Source organism: Methylobacterium sp. CM6246 (genome assembly GCF_054818005.1).
The window spans coordinates 5,312,365-5,329,098 of sequence record NZ_JBTXKY010000001.1 but is presented as its reverse complement, the minus strand read 5'-3'; the positions used below and the strand labels follow the sequence as shown (position 1 = coordinate 5,329,098).

Genomic DNA, 16,734 nt, shown 5'->3' with positions numbered 1-16,734 from the left:
CCCGGCAAGGAGATCCGATGCGCTATACCCTTGGCTGCAGCCTGTCCTATAATATTATCTCGGACACGACTTTCATCTTCAATTTGGAGGTGGCCAAGCTGAGGAGCGTCGAGATCCTCAGCGAGAGCCTCGTGCTGACGCCGAACCTGAAGCGCGACCTCTACACCACCCCCGACCTGCTGAACCGCTATCTCGGCGTCAACGTGCCCATGGGTCAGTTCGCGCTGGAGTATAATGCGGAGGTGGACCTGACCGTCCACCGGGCCGACCCGGCAACCATCAACGAGACACCGATCGGTGAACTGCCGCTGGACATCCTACCGTTCCTACTGCCGAGCCGGTTCGTCTCCTCCGATCGGCTGACGCCCTACGCGCAGGCCGAGTTCGGCGCGCTGCCCAAGGGCCACAGCCGGGTCAACGAGATCTGCAACTGGATCCACGACCACATCACCTACCAGCCCGGCACGAGCGACGGCGAGACCACGGCGGACGAGTCGCTCCTGAAGCGGGCCGGCGTCTGCCGCGACTTCGCGCATATCGGAACGGCGTTCTGCCGGGCACTCGGGATCCCGGCCCGGTTCGTGAGCTGCTACGCGCACGGTCTCGTGCCGAGCGACTTCCACGCGGTGTTCGAAGCCTATCTCGACGGGCGCTGGTGGCTGTTCGACGCGACCCGTCAGGCGGATCTCGACGGGCTGGTGCGCATCGGCGTCGGGCGTGACGCCGCCGAGATCGCCTTCTCGACGCCGTTCGGCAACATGCAGCCGGTCAACCAACAGGTCCGGATCCAGCGCACGGACGGGCAGGGCAGCCCGATGCCGCGCACGGTCGATGCCATCTCCACCGAGGTCCCCGCACCGAATGCCGGTGCGGCCTGACCGGACAGCCGTATCGGATCACGCTATCCTGGGATCCTCGGAAAGCAAGGACGGGGGAAAACCGCATGGCCTACCGCCACGTCGTCGGCCCGCGCACCCACGTCTTCGCCGACCTCGCCACACTGATGGCCAAGGCGACGCCGGTCCGCTCCGGCGACCGGCTCGCCGGGGTCGCGGCTGAATCGGCCGAGGAGAACGCGGCGGCGCGCTGGTGCCTCGCGGAGGTGCCGCTGGCCGAGATCCTGGCCCGCCCGCTGATCCCGTACGAGAAGGACGACGTCACCCGGCTGATCCTGGATACGCACGATGCCGCCGCCTTCCGGGAGATCGCCCACCTCACGGTCGGCGATTTCCGCGAGTTCCTGCTGACCGCCACCCCGGAGGTGCTGACCCGGATCGCACCGGGCGTAACGCCCGAGATCGCCGCTGCGGTCTCGAAGATCATGCGCAACCAGGACCTGATCTCGGTGGCGCGCAAGGCCCGGGTGGTCACCCGGTTCCGCAACACGATCGGGCTGCCGGGCACGCTGGCGGTGCGGCTGCAGCCCAATCATCCCACAGACGATCCGAAGGGGATCACCGCGGCGATCCTCGACGGGCTCACCCTCGGCTGCGGCGACGCCGTGATCGGCATCAACCCGGCCTCGGATTCGGTCCAGGCGCTCGGTGACCTGCTCCACCTCCTCGACGGGGTGATTCAGAAGCACGCCATCCCGACCCAGGCCTGCGTGCTCACCCACGTCACCACGACGCTCGCCGCCATGGAGCGCGGCTTGCCGGTCGACCTCGTGTTCCAGTCGATCGCCGGGACCGAGAAGGCCAATGCCGGCTTCGGAGTGACGCTAGCCCTGCTGAAGGAGGCTCATGAGGCCGCGCTCGCGCTTAAGCGCGGCCCGCTCGGCGACAACTGCATGTATTTCGAGACCGGGCAGGGCTCCGCGCTCTCGGCCGATGCCCATCACGGCATCGACCAGCAGACCCTGGAGGCCCGGGCCTACGCGGTCGCCCGGCCATTCCGGCCGCTCCTGGTGAACACCGTCGTGGGCTTCATCGGGCCGGAATACCTCTACGACGGAAAGGAGATCATCCGGGCGGGGCTGGAGGATCATTTCTGCGGCAAGCTGATGGGCGTGCCGCTGGGCGTGGACGTCTGCTACACCAATCACGCCGAGGCCGATCAGGACGACATGGACACGCTGCTGACGCTGCTCGGCGCGGCCGGCTGCACCTACATCATGGGCGTCCCGGGGGCCGACGACGTGATGCTCAACTACCAATCCACGTCGTTCCACGATTCCCTCTATCTGCGCGAGGTGCTGGGCCTGAAGCGCGCCCCCGAATTCGAGGCCTGGCTGCACGACATCGGGCTGACCGACGGGGCCGGCGCCCTGCTGCCGGGATCGGGCGCGCCCCTCCTCACCGCCGCGCCGGACCTCGCCGCGTGAGCGACCTGCGGGAGATCTGGTCCAGACTCGCCGGCCTGACGCCGGCCCGGATCGGGCTCGGACGCGCAGGCAGCGGCCTGCCGACCCGGGAGGTGCTGCGCTTCGGCCTCGATCATGCCCAGGCCCGGGATGCCGTCCACGCGCCGATGGATGCTGAGGCCCTGGCCGCATCCATGGCGGAACTCGGCCTCTCGACCATCCCGGTCGCGTCCCAGGCCCCGGACCGGGCGACCTACCTGCGCCGCCCGGATCTCGGGCGGCGGCTAGACCCGAACGACTTGCCGAAGCTCGAGGCCGTGGCCGATGCCGCCGATCTCGCCGTGGTGGTGGCCGATGGGCTCTCGGCCCGGGCCGTGCACGAGAATGCGGCGCCGTTGCTGATGGCGTTCACGCCCCTTGCGAAGAATGCCGAGTGGCGCCTCGCGCCCGTGGTGATCGCCCGGCAAGCGCGCGTGGCGCTCGGCGACGCTGTCGGCCAAGCCCTGAAGGCTCGGGCGGTGGTGATGCTGATCGGCGAGCGGCCAGGCCTGTCCTCCCCCGACAGTCTCGGCATCTACCTGACGCTCGATCCCAAAATCGGCCGCTCGGACGCGGAGCGCAACTGCATTTCGAATGTGCGGGCCGCCGGCCTCACCCATGAGCGCGCCGCGTTCAAGCTGCACTGGCTGCTCGCGCGTGCGCTGACCCTCGGCCTCAGCGGTGTGAACCTGAAGGACGAGAGCGACCACGCTTTGGAATCTGCTCCCTCGGCCGCCGCCCTGCCGGAGCCTGGCCGAAGCTGAACGGAAGCGCGTGTTTCGTGCCCGGCGCCGAACGAGTGTCGGATCAGTCACGCGGAGAGCAGTTCATAGCCCACGCCTGCGGTCTGTAGATCGTCATCGACATCCGATCCATCACCCACCGTCATCCCGGGGCCGCGAAGCGGAGCCCGGGATCAAGAAACGCAATCAGTTCAGTGCCTTGTGCGATCGGCGCCTCTGAATCCCGGGCTCGCCTGCGGCGCCCCGGAATGACGGCGGCGTGTTCTGAGCGGCAAGGCTCCGACGATACCGCTCGTCTATGAGCTTCAGAACCCGTGTCGATTGAGCCTAATCTGCCGGGTCGGGTGGCCGAAGGATTATCCTTAACCTTATCTCGTGCCGGCAATCGACCCCAAGCGTGGCTGTGGCGGGGTCGCAACACCGTAAAACGAACCCGGGTCCGCCCCGAGACCTGCCCGCAAACGCCGCGATCCCGCCATAGTCCGGGCCCACCTCACCCTCCGCGGTAAACGGCAAGTTCGACAACGATTTACCGTTTCGAAACGAGGTTTTCCCGAGCACGCGGACGGCCCATCCGGCGCATCGCGAACGGCGACGCGCCGCGGCTTCCTGCACCCTCGGGACTGGCGGCGCGAAGGCTTGGTTCGGGTTGATGGACACGCGGTTGAACGACAAGTCGAAGCTGCCCAGCCGTCACGTCACGGAGGGGCCGGATCGGGCCCCGCATCGCTCCTATCTCTATGCGATGGGACTGACCCGGGAGCAGATCCACCAGCCGCTGGTGGGTGTCGCCTCCTGCTGGAACGAGGCAGCCCCCTGCAACATCTCGCTGATGCGCCAGGCGCAGGCGGTGAAGAAGGGCGTTGCGGCGGCCCATGGGACCCCGCGTGAATTCTGCACCATCACGGTCACGGACGGCATCGCCATGGGCCATGGCGGCATGCGCGCCTCGCTGCCGTCCCGCGAGGTCATCGCCGACTCGGTCGAGCTAACCATGCGCGGCCACGCCTACGATGCCCTGGTCGGCCTCGCCGGCTGCGACAAGTCGCTGCCCGGCATGATGATGGCGATGGTCCGCCTCAACGTGCCGTCGATCTTCATCTACGGCGGGTCGATCCTGCCCGGCTCGTTCCGTGGCAAGCCCGTCACCGTGCAGGACCTGTTCGAGGCTGTGGGCAAGGTCGCGGTCGGCGACATGAGCCTGGAGGACCTCGACGAGTTGGAGCAGGTCGCCTGCCCGTCGGCCGGCGCCTGCGGCGCGCAGTTCACCGCCAACACCATGGCGACCGTCTCCGAGGCAATCGGCCTGGCGCTGCCCTATTCGGCCGGCGCCCCGGCGCCCTACGAGATCCGGGACAAGTTCTGCGCCACCGCCGGCGAGAAGGTGATGGAGCTGCTGGCCAAGCAGATCCGCCCGCGCGACATCGTCACCCGCAAGGCGCTCGAGAACGCCGCCACCGTGGTCGCCGCCTCCGGTGGATCGACCAACGCGGCCCTGCACCTGCCGGCGATCGCGCATGAATGCGGCATCGAATTCACGCTGTTCGACGTCGCCGAGATCTTCCGGCGCACGCCCTACATCGCCGACCTCAAGCCCGGCGGGCGCTACGTCGCCAAGGATATGTTCGAGGTCGGCGGCATCCCGCTGCTGATGAAGACCCTGCTCGACCACGGCTTCATGCACGGCGACTGCCTGACGGTCACCGGCCGCACCATCGCGGAGAACATGGACCGGGTGACCTGGAACCCCGACCAGGACGTGGTCTATCCGGCCAACCGCCCGATCACCCCGACCGGCGGCGTCGTCGGCCTCAAGGGCAACCTCGCCCCCGAGGGCGCGATCGTGAAGGTCGCCGGCATGCCGGCCGAGAAACAGGTCTTCACCGGCCCGGCACGGGTGTTCGACGGCGAGGAGGCCTGTTTCGAGGCGGTGCAGTCGCGCACCTACAAGGAAGGCGATGTCCTCGTCATCCGCTACGAGGGTCCGCGTGGCGGCCCCGGCATGCGCGAGATGCTGTCCACCACGGCGGCCCTCTACGGCCAGGGCATGGGCGACAAGGTCGCGCTGATCACGGACGGGCGCTTCTCCGGCGCGACCCGCGGCTTCTGCGTCGGCCATGTCGGCCCCGAGGCGGCGGTCGGTGGGCCGATCGGCCTGATCCGCGACGGCGACATCATCACCCTCGACGCGATCCAGGGCACGCTCAACGTCGCGTTGTCGGACGCGGAGTTCGCCGAGCGCCGCAAGGCCTGGGCGCCGCGGACCAACTCGGCGACCTCCGGGTATCTGTGGAAATACGCGCAGGGCGTCGGCCCGGCGCTGTACGGCGCCGTCACCCATCCGGGCGGCGCCAAGGAGCTGGAGAGCTATGCGGACGTCTAGGACTGACCTCAGCCGGCGCAGGGCGCCGGCCGGGGCCGATCCCGGTCGGTCCCGCCTGATCGCCAGGATCGCGGCGTCGGCCGGCGTCCTGATCCTGCTCGCCCTGCCCACGGATGCGCCGCGCGCGCTCGATGCCAGCGTCCGCGCGCCGGTCCAGGTGCCCGTGGCGGACAAGAGCTACCGGTCGGCCAAGGACGCGCTGCGGGCCGGGGTGCGCGAGTACAATGCCGGCGACAAGCAGGGCGCCGCCCGCGCCCTCGAATACGCCGCCGGGCAGGGCCATGCACTGGCCCTTTGGAAGCTCGGCCGGATGTACGCCGAGGGCGACGGCGTGCCCCATGACGACCTGAAGGCGTTCGAGTTCTTCTCCCGGATCGCCGACGCCAGCACCGACGACGGTCCCGATCCGCAGAACTCGGCGGTCACCGGCAGTGCGTTCACGGCGCTCGGCACCTACTTCCTCGAGGGGATCAAGGGCACCTACGTGCGTCCGAACCCCGAGCGCGCCTACGACATGTTCAACTACGCGGCGTCGTATTACGGCGAGCCGAACGCGCAGTACAACCTGGCCCGGCTCTACCTCGACGGCACCGGGGTCGAGGCGGATCCCCGGCAGGCCGCTCGCTGGTTCAATCTTGCGGCCGAGAAGGGGCACCACCCGGCGCAGGCTCTGCTCGGCGACATGCTGATGAACGGGTTGGGCGGCGTGCCGGTCCAGCGCGTGAAAGGCCTGATGTGGCTATCGCTCGCCCGCGAGGGCGCGGAGGGCCGCAAGGACGCTTGGATCGTCGCGCTCTACGACAAGAACTGGGCTGCCGCCAACGAGGACGACCGAGCCGAGGCGCAGAGCCAGCTCCAGACCGTCGGCTCGATCCGACGGCGGCATTAGAGCCCTGCTCTGACGCCGCCGCCGACTTGCCTCAGCCCTTCTTGGCGTCCTGCGCGGTCTTGAACGACGGACGTGCCAGGGTCTCGGCGATATAGGCCGCAAGCTTGGGCCAGCGGCCGGCATCGATCTGCGCATCGGCCACGTGGAAATTGTAGAAACCTGTGGCGATCGAGATGTCGGCGATGCTGAAGGCGTCACCCACGAGGTAGGGGCCCGAGATCTGCCGCTCCAGATAATCGAACAGCGGCGGTAGATCCGCGTCGAGCGCCTTCGTGACGGCGGCCTCGTCGGTGGGCTTGCCCATCATGTTGGGCTTCAGGATCCGCTCGACGAACGGCACGATCAGCTTTCCGAACAGCTCGGTATCGCCGAACTTGTCGAACCAGACCGCGCGGCCGAGGGCCTGTGGGTCGGAGGGCACCAGGGCCGGGGTCGGGTGCTTGCGCTCGAGATACCAGAGGATCGCCGAGGAATCCGCGAGCTTGAACCCGCCATCCTCGATCGCCGGGATCTTCCCCAGCGGGCTCGCCGCCCGGAAATCCGAATCGGGCGCGTGGAACATCACCGGCCTGTGCTCGTAGGGCACGTTCTTCTCGGTGAGCGAGACCAGGACCTTGCGGACGTAGGGCGAGTAGCCGGTACCGTAGACGATCATTACAACTCCATCGGGGACGCGACGGCCGGATATCGATCCGCCTGCCCCTGCATGGCAGATAGGGCCGATCGCCGGTGCGCCGACCGCGTCACGGTCACCGCTCCGTGATCGCGGCCCGGTCGCCTCACCAAGCCGGCGCGGTAATCGCCGTCACGAAGGACGGCCGGTCGAGCGTCAGCGCGACCCAGCCGGCGAGCTTCGGCCAGCGACTGGAATCCACCTGAACCTTGGCGAGCCGGAGATTGTGGAACGGCGCCGCGACCGCGATGTCGGCAATCCCGAAGCTGCCGCCCACCAGGAACGGCCCAATGATCTGCGATTCGAGGTAGTCGAACAGGGGCGGCAGATCCGTGTCGAGCGCCTGCTGCGCCAGCGCGTCGTCACCCGGGATTTTGAGCACCCGGGGCTTCAGGAAGCGCTCCGCGAACACGACAGAGAGTTTCCGATCCAGCTCGACTTCGCCGAACTTGTCGAACCAGCGGGCGCGGGCAGCCCCTTGCGCATCGGCCGGGATCAGCGCGGGCTGCGGGGTGAGGCGCTCGAGATAATCGAGGATCGCGCTCGAATCGGCCAGCCGAAAGCCGTCATGCTCGATCGCCGGGATCTTGCCGATCGGGCTCGCCGCCCGGAATGCGGCATCGTCCGATTGCGGCGCCACCGGCCGGTGCTGATAGCGGATACCCTTCTCGACCAATGCCACCAGGACTTTTCGCACGAAGGGCGAGAGGCTGCTGCCGTAGACGATCATGGTCGAATCCCCCGATGAACCGGCATCGCTCTTGAGCTGTTGCCGGCAGCGATGCAATCGGTGGCGATGTCATCGTTTCACGTCGACCAATTCGTCGTGTTCCACTCACGATCATCTTGATCTCGAGGCGTTCGACTTCTCAAACCGTTTGATGAGACGATCCCGTTTCAAACGAGATAGGCGGTCGATCCAGAATATACCGTCGAGTTGATCGATCTCATGCTGGATCACGGCGGCCGAAAAGCCGTCCGTCTCCTCCTCGTGGGCGGCGCCGTCGAGGTCGCGGTAGTTGAAGCGGATCCGGCTCGGCCTTGTGATGCGCTCGCGCACGCCGGGCATGCTGACGCTGCCCTCTTCATGCGGCGCGGTCTCCGGGGAGGCCCAGAGGATCACCGGGTTGACGTAGATGCGCAGATCCTCGTCCGGCGACATACGGACCACCACGATCCGCGCGAGGATGCCGATATGCGGTGCCGTCAGGCCCATGGCGCTCACGGCGGAAAGCGTGTCCGCCACGTCGTCGGCCACGGCTTTCGTTTCGGGTCCGAACGCATCGATCGGTTGTGCCGGCAGCGAGAGTTTCGGGTCGGGGAACAGGACGAGAGGGCGGGCCGGCATGGTCGGTTGGTTCACCTGAAGCGATGCAAAATGCGTGCGGCTTGCATGGAAGGCGGGCGGCGCGGGTGGTCGTCGAAGGGCGATTAGGACCCGATCAGCCACGGATGCAAATGCGCTGGCGTGAAACCGAACCGCTCGCGCGCGCTTTGGACCTACCGATCCGTCGAGGCCGCCATGCTGTACGAACTTGCCACGCTCTCCTGCCCGTTGCTGGCGCTCGGCGAGGCTGGCGACGGCGTCCGGGCCTGGGTTGAGGACGGTGACGCGAAGGGACAGGTGATCGGCTGCTGGCGCACGGAGTTCGGCACGCTGGGGCGGATCATCGTGTTGCGCGGGTTCGAGGCGCCGGAAGACATGACGGCCGAGCGTCGGCGCGCCCTTCTCAGTGCCAACCCGTTTCATGCGGGACGCGTGGTGACCGCGCTGGAGATGGACAGCTACGCGCCGTTCCCCTTCCTACCGCCGATCCGCACCGGATATCGGGGTGGGGTCTATGAAGTCCGGACCTACCGCCTCAAGCCCGGCGGCCTGCCGGCAACGCTCGCGGGCTGGGAGGCGGCGATCGAGCCGGCCCGTCCGTATACCGAGCATCTCGTCGTGAACCTCTACGCCCTCGATGGCGCTTCGCGCATCACGCATATCTGGGCCTTAGCCAGCCTGGAGGAGCGGGCCGCATTGCGCGCCAACGCCTACGGCGCGGGTGTCTGGCCGCCGAAGGGCGGTCCCGACCAGATCGCCGAAGCGACCTCGACGATCGCGCTGCCGCAGGGAGTCTCGCCGTTGAGCTGAGCCCGCAGTCTCGCAGATTCGCGGCGCCATCGCGACCGGATGGCACGAAGGACCGTCCCTGCGTGGGGCTTTCAGCCAGCCGTCAGCTCTACCGTCACCGGTACGTGATCGGACGGCTTGTCCAGGCCGCGCAGGTGCTTCTGCACGGCGGCCGAGACCAGACGGTCGGCGGCCTGCGGCGACAGCAGGAGGTGGTCGATGCGGATGCCGGCGTTCCGCTGCCAGCAGCCCGCCTGGTAGTCCCAGAAGGTGAAGAGCCCGTCGCGCGGATCGCAGGCGCGCAGGCCGTCGGTGTAGCCCTCGGCCAGGACGGCGCGGAACGCCGCCCGCGTTGCGGGGAGGAACAGCGCGTCGGAGCGCCACGCTTCCGGGTCGGCCGCGTCGGCGGGTTCCGGGATGACGTTGTAGTCGCCCGCGAGCACCACGGCGGTCTCGTCCTCCATGAGGGCGCGCGCGTGGATCCGCAGCCGTTCCATGAAGCCGAGCTTGTAGGGGTATTTCGGGCTGTCGACCGGATTGCCGTTCGGCAGGTAGATCGAGGCGACCCGCACCGGTCTGGTCTCGGCGCCGGAGATCAGCGCCTCGATGTAGCGCGATTGCTCATCGGATTCGTCGCCCGGAAGTCCGCGCCGGATCTCGCTTATCTCGAGCGGCGCCCGAACCAGCAGCGCCACGCCGTTATAGGCCTTCTGGCCCAGCGTCTCGACCGCGTACCCGGCACCCTCGACTTCGGCACGCGGGAACGCCTCGTCCTGGCATTTCAGCTCCTGCAGGCAGACCACGTCGGGCTTCGCCTCGTCGAGGAAGCCGAGCAGATGCGGCAGCCTCTGCTTGATCGAGTTGACGTTCCAGGTCGTGATCCGCATCGCCTCGCTTCCCGGTCGCCGTCTGGAGCGCTCGCCGCCAAAGTTGGTCCCGGAGCGGCTGAAGCGTCATCCGCGCTTCGCGCCGCGCTGACAAGGCCATGGCGGCGCAAGATCGGGGCGATATAGACGCCAGGATGACGATGGGGTGGTTCGAGCCGGTCATGGCTTACTGCGAGCGGACCGGGCCGGAGGTCTGGGCCGAGCCGGTCAACGCGGCGTCGAACGCCGCCTTCCTGCTGGCCGCCGCGGCCGCGGCGCGCCGGGCCCGCGCCGCGAGGACGCCGGACCGCGCGTGCCTGGGACTGGCCGGGCTGATCGCCGTCGTCGGATGCGGATCGTTCCTGTTCCACACCCTGGCGGTGACCTGGGCGATGTATGCCGACATCATCCCGATCACGCTGTTCATCGTCGCCTACCTGGCGCTGGCGCTCCATCGCATCCTGCGGCTGCCGCGCATCCGGGTGGAGGCGGCGACTGCGGGCTTCGTCCTGTTCAGCTTCACCCTTGTCCCCACCCTCGACGGGCTGAGCGGGTCCGATATCTCCGCCCTGACCAACGGATCGATCGACTATGTGCCCGCGGCGCTCGCCCTGTTCACCGTGGCGGCGCTCGATCGGCCGGAGCACCGCTTCGTCGGCACCGGCCGGCGGCTCACGGAGATCGGCGTGCTGTTCCTGGTCTCGCTGACCGCCCGCACCCTCGACCGATCCGTCTGCGCGGCGCTGCCGACCGGCACGCACGCGCTCTGGCACGTACTCAATGCCGTCGTCCTCTACGCCCTGGTCGTCACGGCGGTCCGGCACCGCGACGCGGTCGAATGAGGGCGCGGGCGGTTTTGTTGCGGGCCGGACGGAATTCTTGCACAGATGCGCCGCATCGGTGACCCGGCTCATCGCGAGTCCCGTGCACGGAAGGAATCATGACAGTGAGCTACCGCATCGGCGTCGCCGGGCTCGGCACCGTCGGCGCGTCCGTCGTCCGGATGATCGCCCGCCGCCATGACACCTTGACCGCCTCCGGCCTCGACATCCGCGTCGCCGCTGTGTCGTCCCGTGACCGGACCCGCGACCGTGGCCTCGACCTGGCCGGCGTGACCTGGTTCGACGATCCGGTGGCGCTCGCCCGCTCCGGCGAGATCGACTGCGTGGTCGAGCTGATCGGTGGCGCCGAGGGGCCTGCCAAGGCCGTGGTCGAGGCGGCGCTGCAGGCCGGCAAGACCGTGGTGACCGCCAACAAGGCTCTGCTCGCCCGACACGGCGCGGCGCTGGCGGCGCTCGCCGAGACGAACGGCGTCGCGCTCGCCTACGAAGCCGCGGTAGCCGGCGGTATCCCGGTGATCAAGACCCTCCGCGAGGGCCTGCCCGGCAACGCCGTGGCGCGCGTCTACGGGATCCTCAACGGCACCTGCAACTACATCCTCAGCCGCATGGAGCGCGAGGGCCTGACTTTCGAGGCCTGTCTCAAGGACGCGCAGGCGCTGGGCTACGCCGAGGCGGACCCGACCTTCGACGTCGAGGGCTTCGATACCGCCCACAAGCTCGCGATCCTGACGAGCCTCGCCTACGGCACCGTCATCGACGCGGACGGCGTGTCGGTGGAGGGCATCTCTCGGGTGCAGCCCCTCGACCTGCGCATGGCCGACGAGCTCGGCTACCGGATCAAGCTGCTCGGCGTCGCCCAGGCCTCCGAGGCCGGGATCGAGCAGCGCGTCCACCCGACCATGGTCCCCAAATCCTCCGCGATCGCCCAGGTGATGGGCGTGACCAACGCGGTCACGATCGACGCCGACGCAGTCGGTGAGCTGACGCTGATCGGCCCGGGCGCCGGCGGCGAGGCGACGGCTTCTGCAGTGGTCGCCGACATCGCCGACGTGGCGCGCGGCATCGTCCGCCCGACCTTCGGGGTGCCGGCGGCGTCGATGCGCGCCAGCGAGCGGGTCGAGATGCAGCGGCACGAGGGCGGCTATTACATCCGGCTGACTGTACACGATCGCCCCGGCGTCGCCGCCGGCGTGGCCCAGCGGATGGCCGAGCGGGAGATCTCGCTGGAGAGTATCCTGCAGCGCCGCACCGAGAGCGCCGGGACGGATCCCCGCGGACGTTCGGGCCGGCCGGTGCCGCTGGTGCTAATTACCTACGCGGCCACCGAGGGCAACATCCGCGATGCACTCGACGCGATCGGCGCCGACGGCCTGCTGGCCGAGCCGCCGCAGGTCATCCGCATCGAGCGTGAATAAGAGTGCACAAAGACTCGGCATATGCCGCAATGTTGATGCAAGATAGGTGATACTTTCGCGGCGCGCGTAGGCTGACAGGCGTTGGTCGACGACGATCAAACCGGGATCCGACTTCAAGATCGGACCCGGACAGAGGCAGGAAGCGATGGCCGTGGCCCCCAAGTCCGAACCGCGTGGCGTTCCGCGCACGCTCGCCCTCGAACTCGCCCGCGTCACGGAGCGTGCCGCCATCGCGGCGGCCCGGCTGCGGGGCAAGGGCGACGAGAAGGCCGCCGATCAAGCCGCTGTCGACGCGATGCGGGCGGAGCTCAACAGCCTGCCGATCCGCGGGACGGTGGTGATCGGTGAAGGCGAGCGTGACCAGGCTCCGATGCTGTTCATCGGCGAGCAGCTCGGCCAGGGGGAGGGGCCCGAGGTCGACATCGCGGTCGATCCCCTCGAGGGCACGACCCTCTGCGCCAAGGACATGCCGGGTGCGATCGCCGTGATGGCCATGGCCGAGCGCGGCTCGCTGCTGGCCGCCCCCGACGTCTACATGCAGAAGATCGCCATCGGCCCCGGATACCGGCCCGGTCTGGTCGATCTCGACGCCAGCCCCGCCGACAACATCGCGGCGCTGGCCCGGGCCAAGGGCGTCGATCCCGATCAGATCACCGCGCTGATCCTCGACCGCCCCCGGCATGCGGGCTTGATCGCGGAAGTCCGCGCCGCGGGCGCCGCGGTGCGGCTGATCTCGGACGGCGACATCGCCGGCATCATCTTCACGGCGAGCCCGGGCGAGACCGGCATCGACATCTATCTCGGCACCGGTGCCGCCCCCGAGGGGGTGCTGGCGGCTGCAGCCATGCGGTGCATCGGCGGCCAGATGCAGGGACGGCTGATCCTGGACACGGCCGAGCGCCGCCGCCGCGCTGCCGAGATGGGCATCGACGACCTCAACCGGAAATACGATCTGGTGGATCTCGCCAGCGGCGACGTGATCGTGGCCGCCACAGGCGTGACCGACGGCGCTCTGCTCCGCGGCGTCCGCTTCCGGCCCGACCGGATCCAGACCGAGACGGTGGTCTACCGCTCGGAGGCCGGCACGGTCCGGCGGATCCTGGGGGAGCACCGCCGCACCCTGGCCTGACGCTGCTCCCCAAATCCGAAAAAATCAGTTCAGGACGACGACCTTCGAGCCGACGTTGACCCGGCTGAACAGGTCGATCGCGTCCTGGTTGATCATCCGGATGCAGCCCGAGGACACGCTCTTGCCGATCGAGAACGGCTCGAGGGTGCCGTGGATGCGGAACAGCGTGTCTTTGTTGCCCTGCCAGAGATACATGGCGCGCGCGCCCAGCGGGTTGCGCAGGCCGCCCGCGACGCCGAGGCCGCTCTGCAGCTTGTCGACCTCGCTGGCGAGCTTCGGGCTGCGGGCGATCATCTCCTTGGGCGGGTACCAATCCGGCCAGGCCTGCTTGGAATTGACCGTGGCGGTGCCGGACCACGAGAAGCCCTGCTTGCCGACGCCGACGCCGTAGCGGCGGGCGCGGCCGCCCTGCTCGACCAGGGTAAGTTGGTGGGCCCGCGGGTCCACGATGATCGTGCCCGGCTCGTAGGGGCCGTTATAGGCGATCTCCTGCCGGAGGTAGGCCGGGTTCATCTTCTTGTAGTTGAAGGCCTGGACCGGGAATACGTCGTCCGGGATCGGCCCATACGCCTTGGCGTAGTCGATCGGACCGTCGTCGGGCGCGCGCAGCACGGCCTTCGCCTTCGCCGCCTCGATCGGGGAGAGACCCTCGGCCGGTGGCGTTCCGGCGGCGCGCCGGGGCAGCGCGGTCGGATCGTCGAAATCCGGAGCGTAGACCGGGGCCGCCTGCGGCGCCGGGGCGGCCTGAGGAGCCGGGCGGACCACCGGCGGGCGGCCGGTATAGGGCAGGTAGCGGTCGCCGCGGCGGACGTAGAACGCGCCGTTCTGGTCCTGATAGAGCTGTCCGTCGTCGCCGAACCCATCGATCCCGGATTCGGCGACCGGGCCGCGACCTTGAGCGTGTGCTGTCGAGGCGAGCGCGAGGACGGTGAAGCCGGCCAGGAACAGGCGGCGGAACGGGGCGGACATGGCGCGGTTTTCCCTGGATGGCGCGGCGTCACCGGGAGCGTGCGGCGGCGCGCGATCGAGCAGGCCAGCACGAATACGCAGCCAAGCTCATTCCAGGCCTTAGCAAAGATCCTGCGGCATCGCCAAGTTGCATGCGTCCTCACCGGGTGAAGTCTGCTGTCGCCGCGTGTACTTCTCCGCACTTGTGTTGCGTTCCTGCCTCAACCGCCTGCCCCGCCGTTCACCCTGATGCAGGAACGGGCGGGACGAATCCGGTTCCGAGCGGCACCGGCCTTGCGCCGGCCAGCAACCTCCGGTTGATGCCAGCCAACGGCATTTTCGTCGGGCGAAAGGTCTTGGTCGTGCACGCGCGTGTTTTGGTGAGCGCTACAATTCTGGTTGCGGCGCTGGTTGTCGGACCGAGCGCGCAGGCCCGCCGGGCCGCGACGGCGGAGCCGACCAAGGTCGCCGAGCCGGCCGGGACCTGGACGTCGGGGACCCAGCCCGAGCGCGAGTGCGGCCGCGCCCGTCGCAAGTTCTGGGTGCCCCAGGAGGGTTGGATCGTCCGTACCGTCGTTTCGTGCCGTTGAGGGGGCACCGCTGAGGCGCGCGGTTTCGCGGATCGCCCGATTCCGGGGCAGGGTTGCCCGGATCGACGCCAATGCTGCCGTCGGCCGAGATCGTGTTTTTTTAGGTCGGATGCGTTGCCGGACGGTCGTGACAGCACGCAAAGTCTCGTTCGCGCATAGCGCCCCACGCCACCTCATCCCGGGTGGCGTGGGGCCAGCTGCGTCTCGCCTGTCAGTGCAATCGCGGCGAAGCAACCGAGGAAAACACCCCGGTCCGGGATCGCGCTGGTGAGCTTCGCTGCGGTTTGAACGACGGCGTGGGCCGATTGAAGGCCGTACTGGCCAGAGCGATCTCAAGAACCCTGTGGCGCCCCCAAAAAATTTGGCACGCATGCTGCATTGCCGAAGCGCCGCGCCCTGCTGCGGCGGTGGAGCAACGACGCTCCAAACAGCGGACGGTGTGAGTCCGGATCCCCGGCATGAGCGACCGCGTAGCGGTTCGCCTCACTTAGACGAGCACCAGCTATGGCCAGCTTCAAGACGGCGATGAAGTCGGGTCACCCCCCGACACTGTTTGCGGCGTTCCTCTACTTCGACTTCTGCTTCGCCATCTGGGTCCTGAACGGCGCCATGGGCCCATTCATCACCGAGACCTACAAGCTTACGCCGGCTCAGACCGGGTTCATGATCTCGCTCCCGATCTTGGCCGGCGCGCTGATGCGCTTCCCGCTCGGAATCCTCGCCCAGTATATCGGCCGGAAGAACGCTGCGATCACGGAGATGACCGTGATCATGATGGCGATGGCCTACGGCTTCTTCGCAGTCTCCTCGTATAACGATGTGCTCGCCATGGGCGTGCTGCTCGGCATCGCGGGCGCCTCCTTCGGCGTGGCTCTGTCCCTCGGCTCGGGCTGGTTCCCGGCTGAGCACAAGGGCTTGGCGATGGGCATTGCGGGGGCCGGCAATTCCGGAACCGTGCTGGCCGTGCTGTTCGCCCCGCCGCTGGCGCAGGCCTACGGCTGGCAGACCACTTACGCCTTCGCGGGCGTGGTGATGCTGATCCCGCTCGCGGTCATGATCGTGTTCGCCAAGGAGCCGCCGGATACCGCGCACCAGTCGTTCAAGGAGCACGTCTCCTGCTTGTTCACCAAGGACGGCTGGGCGTTCTCGCTGATCTACGTGATCACCTTCGGGGGCTTCGTCGGCCTGTCGAACTTCCTGCCGACCTTCTTCTATGAGCAGTTCTCGGTGACCAAGGTGGAGGCCGGCCGCCTGACCATGCTGGCGGCCTTCATGGGCTCGGGCATCCGGATCGTCGGCGGGTATTACGCCGACCGGATGGGCGGGATCGCGGTCCTATCGGTGGTGCTGCTCGCGGCGATCGCGACCTTCCTGTCGCTGATGGCGACGCCCTCGCTCGCCGTGACCACGCTGCTGTTCATGCTCTGCTTCGCGGCGCTCGGTGCCGGCAACGGCGCCCTGTTCCAGCTCGTGCCCCTGCGCTGGCCGGCCAACACCGCCGTCGCAGGCTCGATGATCGGCGAGGTCGGGGCGCTGGGCGGCGCGATCCTGCCGAACGTCATGGGCCTCTCGAAGCAGTACACCGGCTCGTTCTCACTCGGCTTCGTCGGCTACGCGGTGTTCACGACCGCGGTGCTCGGATGCCTGATGCTGTGGCAGCGCAAGTGGGTCGGTAGCTGGGTCGGTCCGCGCGGCAAGGCGCTGGGCGGCGAGGCGGAGACCGGTCAGCTCCAGCCAGCGACGGTTTGACGGAACCGACACGATCCAGACCCGCAAACGTCCAACGGGAGCCGCAAGGC

General features: G+C 68.4%; 16 protein-coding genes. 11 read left to right on the top strand and 5 right to left on the bottom strand.

The window, feature by feature from the left end; all coding sequences use genetic code 11:
- Positions 1–17 precede the first annotated feature (17 nt).
- The 5 genes from ACYQPG_RS25685 (at position 18) to ACYQPG_RS25665 (ending at position 6,356) form a co-directional block, all read left to right on the top strand.
- Positions 18–878, top strand: a complete 861-nt coding sequence (locus ACYQPG_RS25685) for a transglutaminase-like domain-containing protein (RefSeq protein WP_461231992.1) — start codon at positions 18–20, stop codon at positions 876–878.
- 65 nt (positions 879–943) lie between these two features.
- Positions 944–2,323, top strand: a complete 1,380-nt coding sequence (locus tag ACYQPG_RS25680) for an ethanolamine ammonia-lyase subunit EutB (RefSeq protein ID WP_461231991.1) — start codon at positions 944–946, stop codon at positions 2,321–2,323.
- Positions 2,320–3,105, top strand: coding sequence for an ethanolamine ammonia-lyase subunit EutC (eutC, locus tag ACYQPG_RS25675; protein ID WP_461231990.1), 786 nt, complete (start codon positions 2,320–2,322; stop codon positions 3,103–3,105). Before ACYQPG_RS25680 ends, eutC begins: the two co-directional genes overlap by 4 nt.
- Positions 3,106–3,736: 631 nt before the next feature.
- Complete coding sequence (gene ilvD, locus ACYQPG_RS25670) at positions 3,737–5,467, top strand: dihydroxy-acid dehydratase (protein ID WP_147906938.1); 1,731 nt, start codon at positions 3,737–3,739, stop codon at positions 5,465–5,467.
- Positions 5,454–6,356, top strand: a complete 903-nt coding sequence (locus ACYQPG_RS25665; protein ID WP_147906937.1) for a tetratricopeptide repeat protein — start codon at positions 5,454–5,456, stop codon at positions 6,354–6,356. The genes ilvD and ACYQPG_RS25665 overlap by 14 nt, the downstream gene beginning before the upstream one ends.
- A 31-nt stretch (positions 6,357–6,387) precedes the next feature.
- Here ACYQPG_RS25665 and ACYQPG_RS25660 read toward each other — a convergent pair whose 3' ends face one another.
- From ACYQPG_RS25660 to ACYQPG_RS25650, 3 genes are all read right to left on the bottom strand, one after another.
- Positions 6,388–7,011 (bottom strand): glutathione S-transferase family protein, encoded by a 624-nt coding sequence (locus ACYQPG_RS25660; RefSeq protein WP_147906936.1) that lies wholly within the window; start codon positions 7,009–7,011, stop codon positions 6,388–6,390.
- 124 nt (positions 7,012–7,135) lie between these two features.
- A complete protein-coding gene (locus ACYQPG_RS25655; RefSeq protein WP_419830568.1) occupies positions 7,136–7,759 on the bottom strand; it encodes a glutathione S-transferase family protein in 624 nt (207 codons plus the stop codon).
- A 111-nt stretch (positions 7,760–7,870) separates the two neighbouring features.
- Positions 7,871–8,377, bottom strand: a complete 507-nt coding sequence (locus ACYQPG_RS25650) for a peptide deformylase (RefSeq protein ID WP_419831085.1) — start codon at positions 8,375–8,377, stop codon at positions 7,871–7,873.
- Positions 8,378–8,551: 174 nt separating this feature from the next.
- Here ACYQPG_RS25650 and ACYQPG_RS25645 point away from each other — a divergent pair, with 174 nt between their 5' ends.
- Positions 8,552–9,166, top strand: a complete 615-nt coding sequence (locus ACYQPG_RS25645) for an NIPSNAP family protein (RefSeq protein WP_419830567.1) — start codon at positions 8,552–8,554, stop codon at positions 9,164–9,166.
- A gap of 71 nt (positions 9,167–9,237) precedes the next feature.
- Here the strand turns inward: ACYQPG_RS25645 and xth are convergent, their stop codons facing one another.
- Positions 9,238–10,032, bottom strand: coding sequence for an exodeoxyribonuclease III (xth, locus tag ACYQPG_RS25640; RefSeq protein WP_147906932.1), 795 nt, complete (start codon positions 10,030–10,032; stop codon positions 9,238–9,240).
- A gap of 134 nt (positions 10,033–10,166) precedes the next feature.
- On the opposite strand from xth, the gene ACYQPG_RS25635 reads away from it, so the two are divergent.
- The 3 genes from ACYQPG_RS25635 (at position 10,167) to glpX (ending at position 13,397) form a co-directional block, all read left to right on the top strand.
- Entirely contained in the window at positions 10,167–10,853 is a 687-nt protein-coding gene (locus ACYQPG_RS25635; protein ID WP_461231989.1) for a ceramidase domain-containing protein, read from the top strand.
- A 98-nt stretch (positions 10,854–10,951) separates the two neighbouring features.
- The gene (locus ACYQPG_RS25630; protein WP_147906930.1) at positions 10,952–12,268 is read left to right on the top strand and encodes a homoserine dehydrogenase; all 1,317 of its coding nucleotides are present in this window, start codon (positions 10,952–10,954) and stop codon (positions 12,266–12,268) included.
- 145 nt (positions 12,269–12,413) lie between these two features.
- Complete coding sequence (glpX, locus tag ACYQPG_RS25625) at positions 12,414–13,397, top strand: class II fructose-bisphosphatase (RefSeq protein ID WP_147906929.1); 984 nt, start codon at positions 12,414–12,416, stop codon at positions 13,395–13,397.
- Positions 13,398–13,421: 24 nt separating this feature from the next.
- On the opposite strand, the gene ACYQPG_RS25620 is transcribed toward glpX, so the two are convergent.
- On the bottom strand, positions 13,422–14,366 hold the full coding sequence (locus ACYQPG_RS25620) for a L,D-transpeptidase (RefSeq protein WP_419830565.1): 945 nt from the start codon (positions 14,364–14,366) through the stop codon (positions 13,422–13,424).
- A gap of 359 nt (positions 14,367–14,725) precedes the next feature.
- On the opposite strand from ACYQPG_RS25620, the gene ACYQPG_RS25615 reads away from it, so the two are divergent.
- A complete protein-coding gene (locus tag ACYQPG_RS25615) occupies positions 14,726–14,935 on the top strand; it encodes a hypothetical protein (RefSeq protein WP_246691966.1) in 210 nt (69 codons plus the stop codon).
- Between the two features lie 504 nt (positions 14,936–15,439).
- On the top strand, positions 15,440–16,684 hold the full coding sequence (locus ACYQPG_RS25610) for a nitrate/nitrite transporter (RefSeq protein ID WP_419830564.1): 1,245 nt from the start codon (positions 15,440–15,442) through the stop codon (positions 16,682–16,684).
- The last annotated feature ends 50 nt before the right edge of the window (positions 16,685–16,734 follow it).

Coding starts and splice junctions, on each gene's coding strand:
- ACYQPG_RS25665 (WP_147906937.1), top strand. CDS start 5,454: ATGCGGACGTCTAGGACTGACCTCAGCCGGCGCAGGGCGCCGGCCGGG.
- ACYQPG_RS25685 (WP_461231992.1), top strand. CDS start 18: ATGCGCTATACCCTTGGCTGCAGCCTGTCCTATAATATTATCTCGGAC.
- ACYQPG_RS25655 (WP_419830568.1), bottom strand. CDS start 7,759: ATGATCGTCTACGGCAGCAGCCTCTCGCCCTTCGTGCGAAAAGTCCTG.
- glpX (WP_147906929.1), top strand. CDS start 12,414: ATGGCCGTGGCCCCCAAGTCCGAACCGCGTGGCGTTCCGCGCACGCTC.
- ACYQPG_RS25645 (WP_419830567.1), top strand. CDS start 8,552: ATGCTGTACGAACTTGCCACGCTCTCCTGCCCGTTGCTGGCGCTCGGC.
- xth (WP_147906932.1), bottom strand. CDS start 10,032: ATGCGGATCACGACCTGGAACGTCAACTCGATCAAGCAGAGGCTGCCG.
- ACYQPG_RS25620 (WP_419830565.1), bottom strand. CDS start 14,366: ATGTCCGCCCCGTTCCGCCGCCTGTTCCTGGCCGGCTTCACCGTCCTC.
- ACYQPG_RS25660 (WP_147906936.1), bottom strand. CDS start 7,011: ATGATCGTCTACGGTACCGGCTACTCGCCCTACGTCCGCAAGGTCCTG.
- ACYQPG_RS25635 (WP_461231989.1), top strand. CDS start 10,167: ATGACGATGGGGTGGTTCGAGCCGGTCATGGCTTACTGCGAGCGGACC.
- ACYQPG_RS25630 (WP_147906930.1), top strand. CDS start 10,952: ATGACAGTGAGCTACCGCATCGGCGTCGCCGGGCTCGGCACCGTCGGC.
- ACYQPG_RS25610 (WP_419830564.1), top strand. CDS start 15,440: ATGGCCAGCTTCAAGACGGCGATGAAGTCGGGTCACCCCCCGACACTG.
- ilvD (WP_147906938.1), top strand. CDS start 3,737: ATGGACACGCGGTTGAACGACAAGTCGAAGCTGCCCAGCCGTCACGTC.
- ACYQPG_RS25680 (WP_461231991.1), top strand. CDS start 944: ATGGCCTACCGCCACGTCGTCGGCCCGCGCACCCACGTCTTCGCCGAC.
- ACYQPG_RS25650 (WP_419831085.1), bottom strand. CDS start 8,377: ATGCCGGCCCGCCCTCTCGTCCTGTTCCCCGACCCGAAACTCTCGCTG.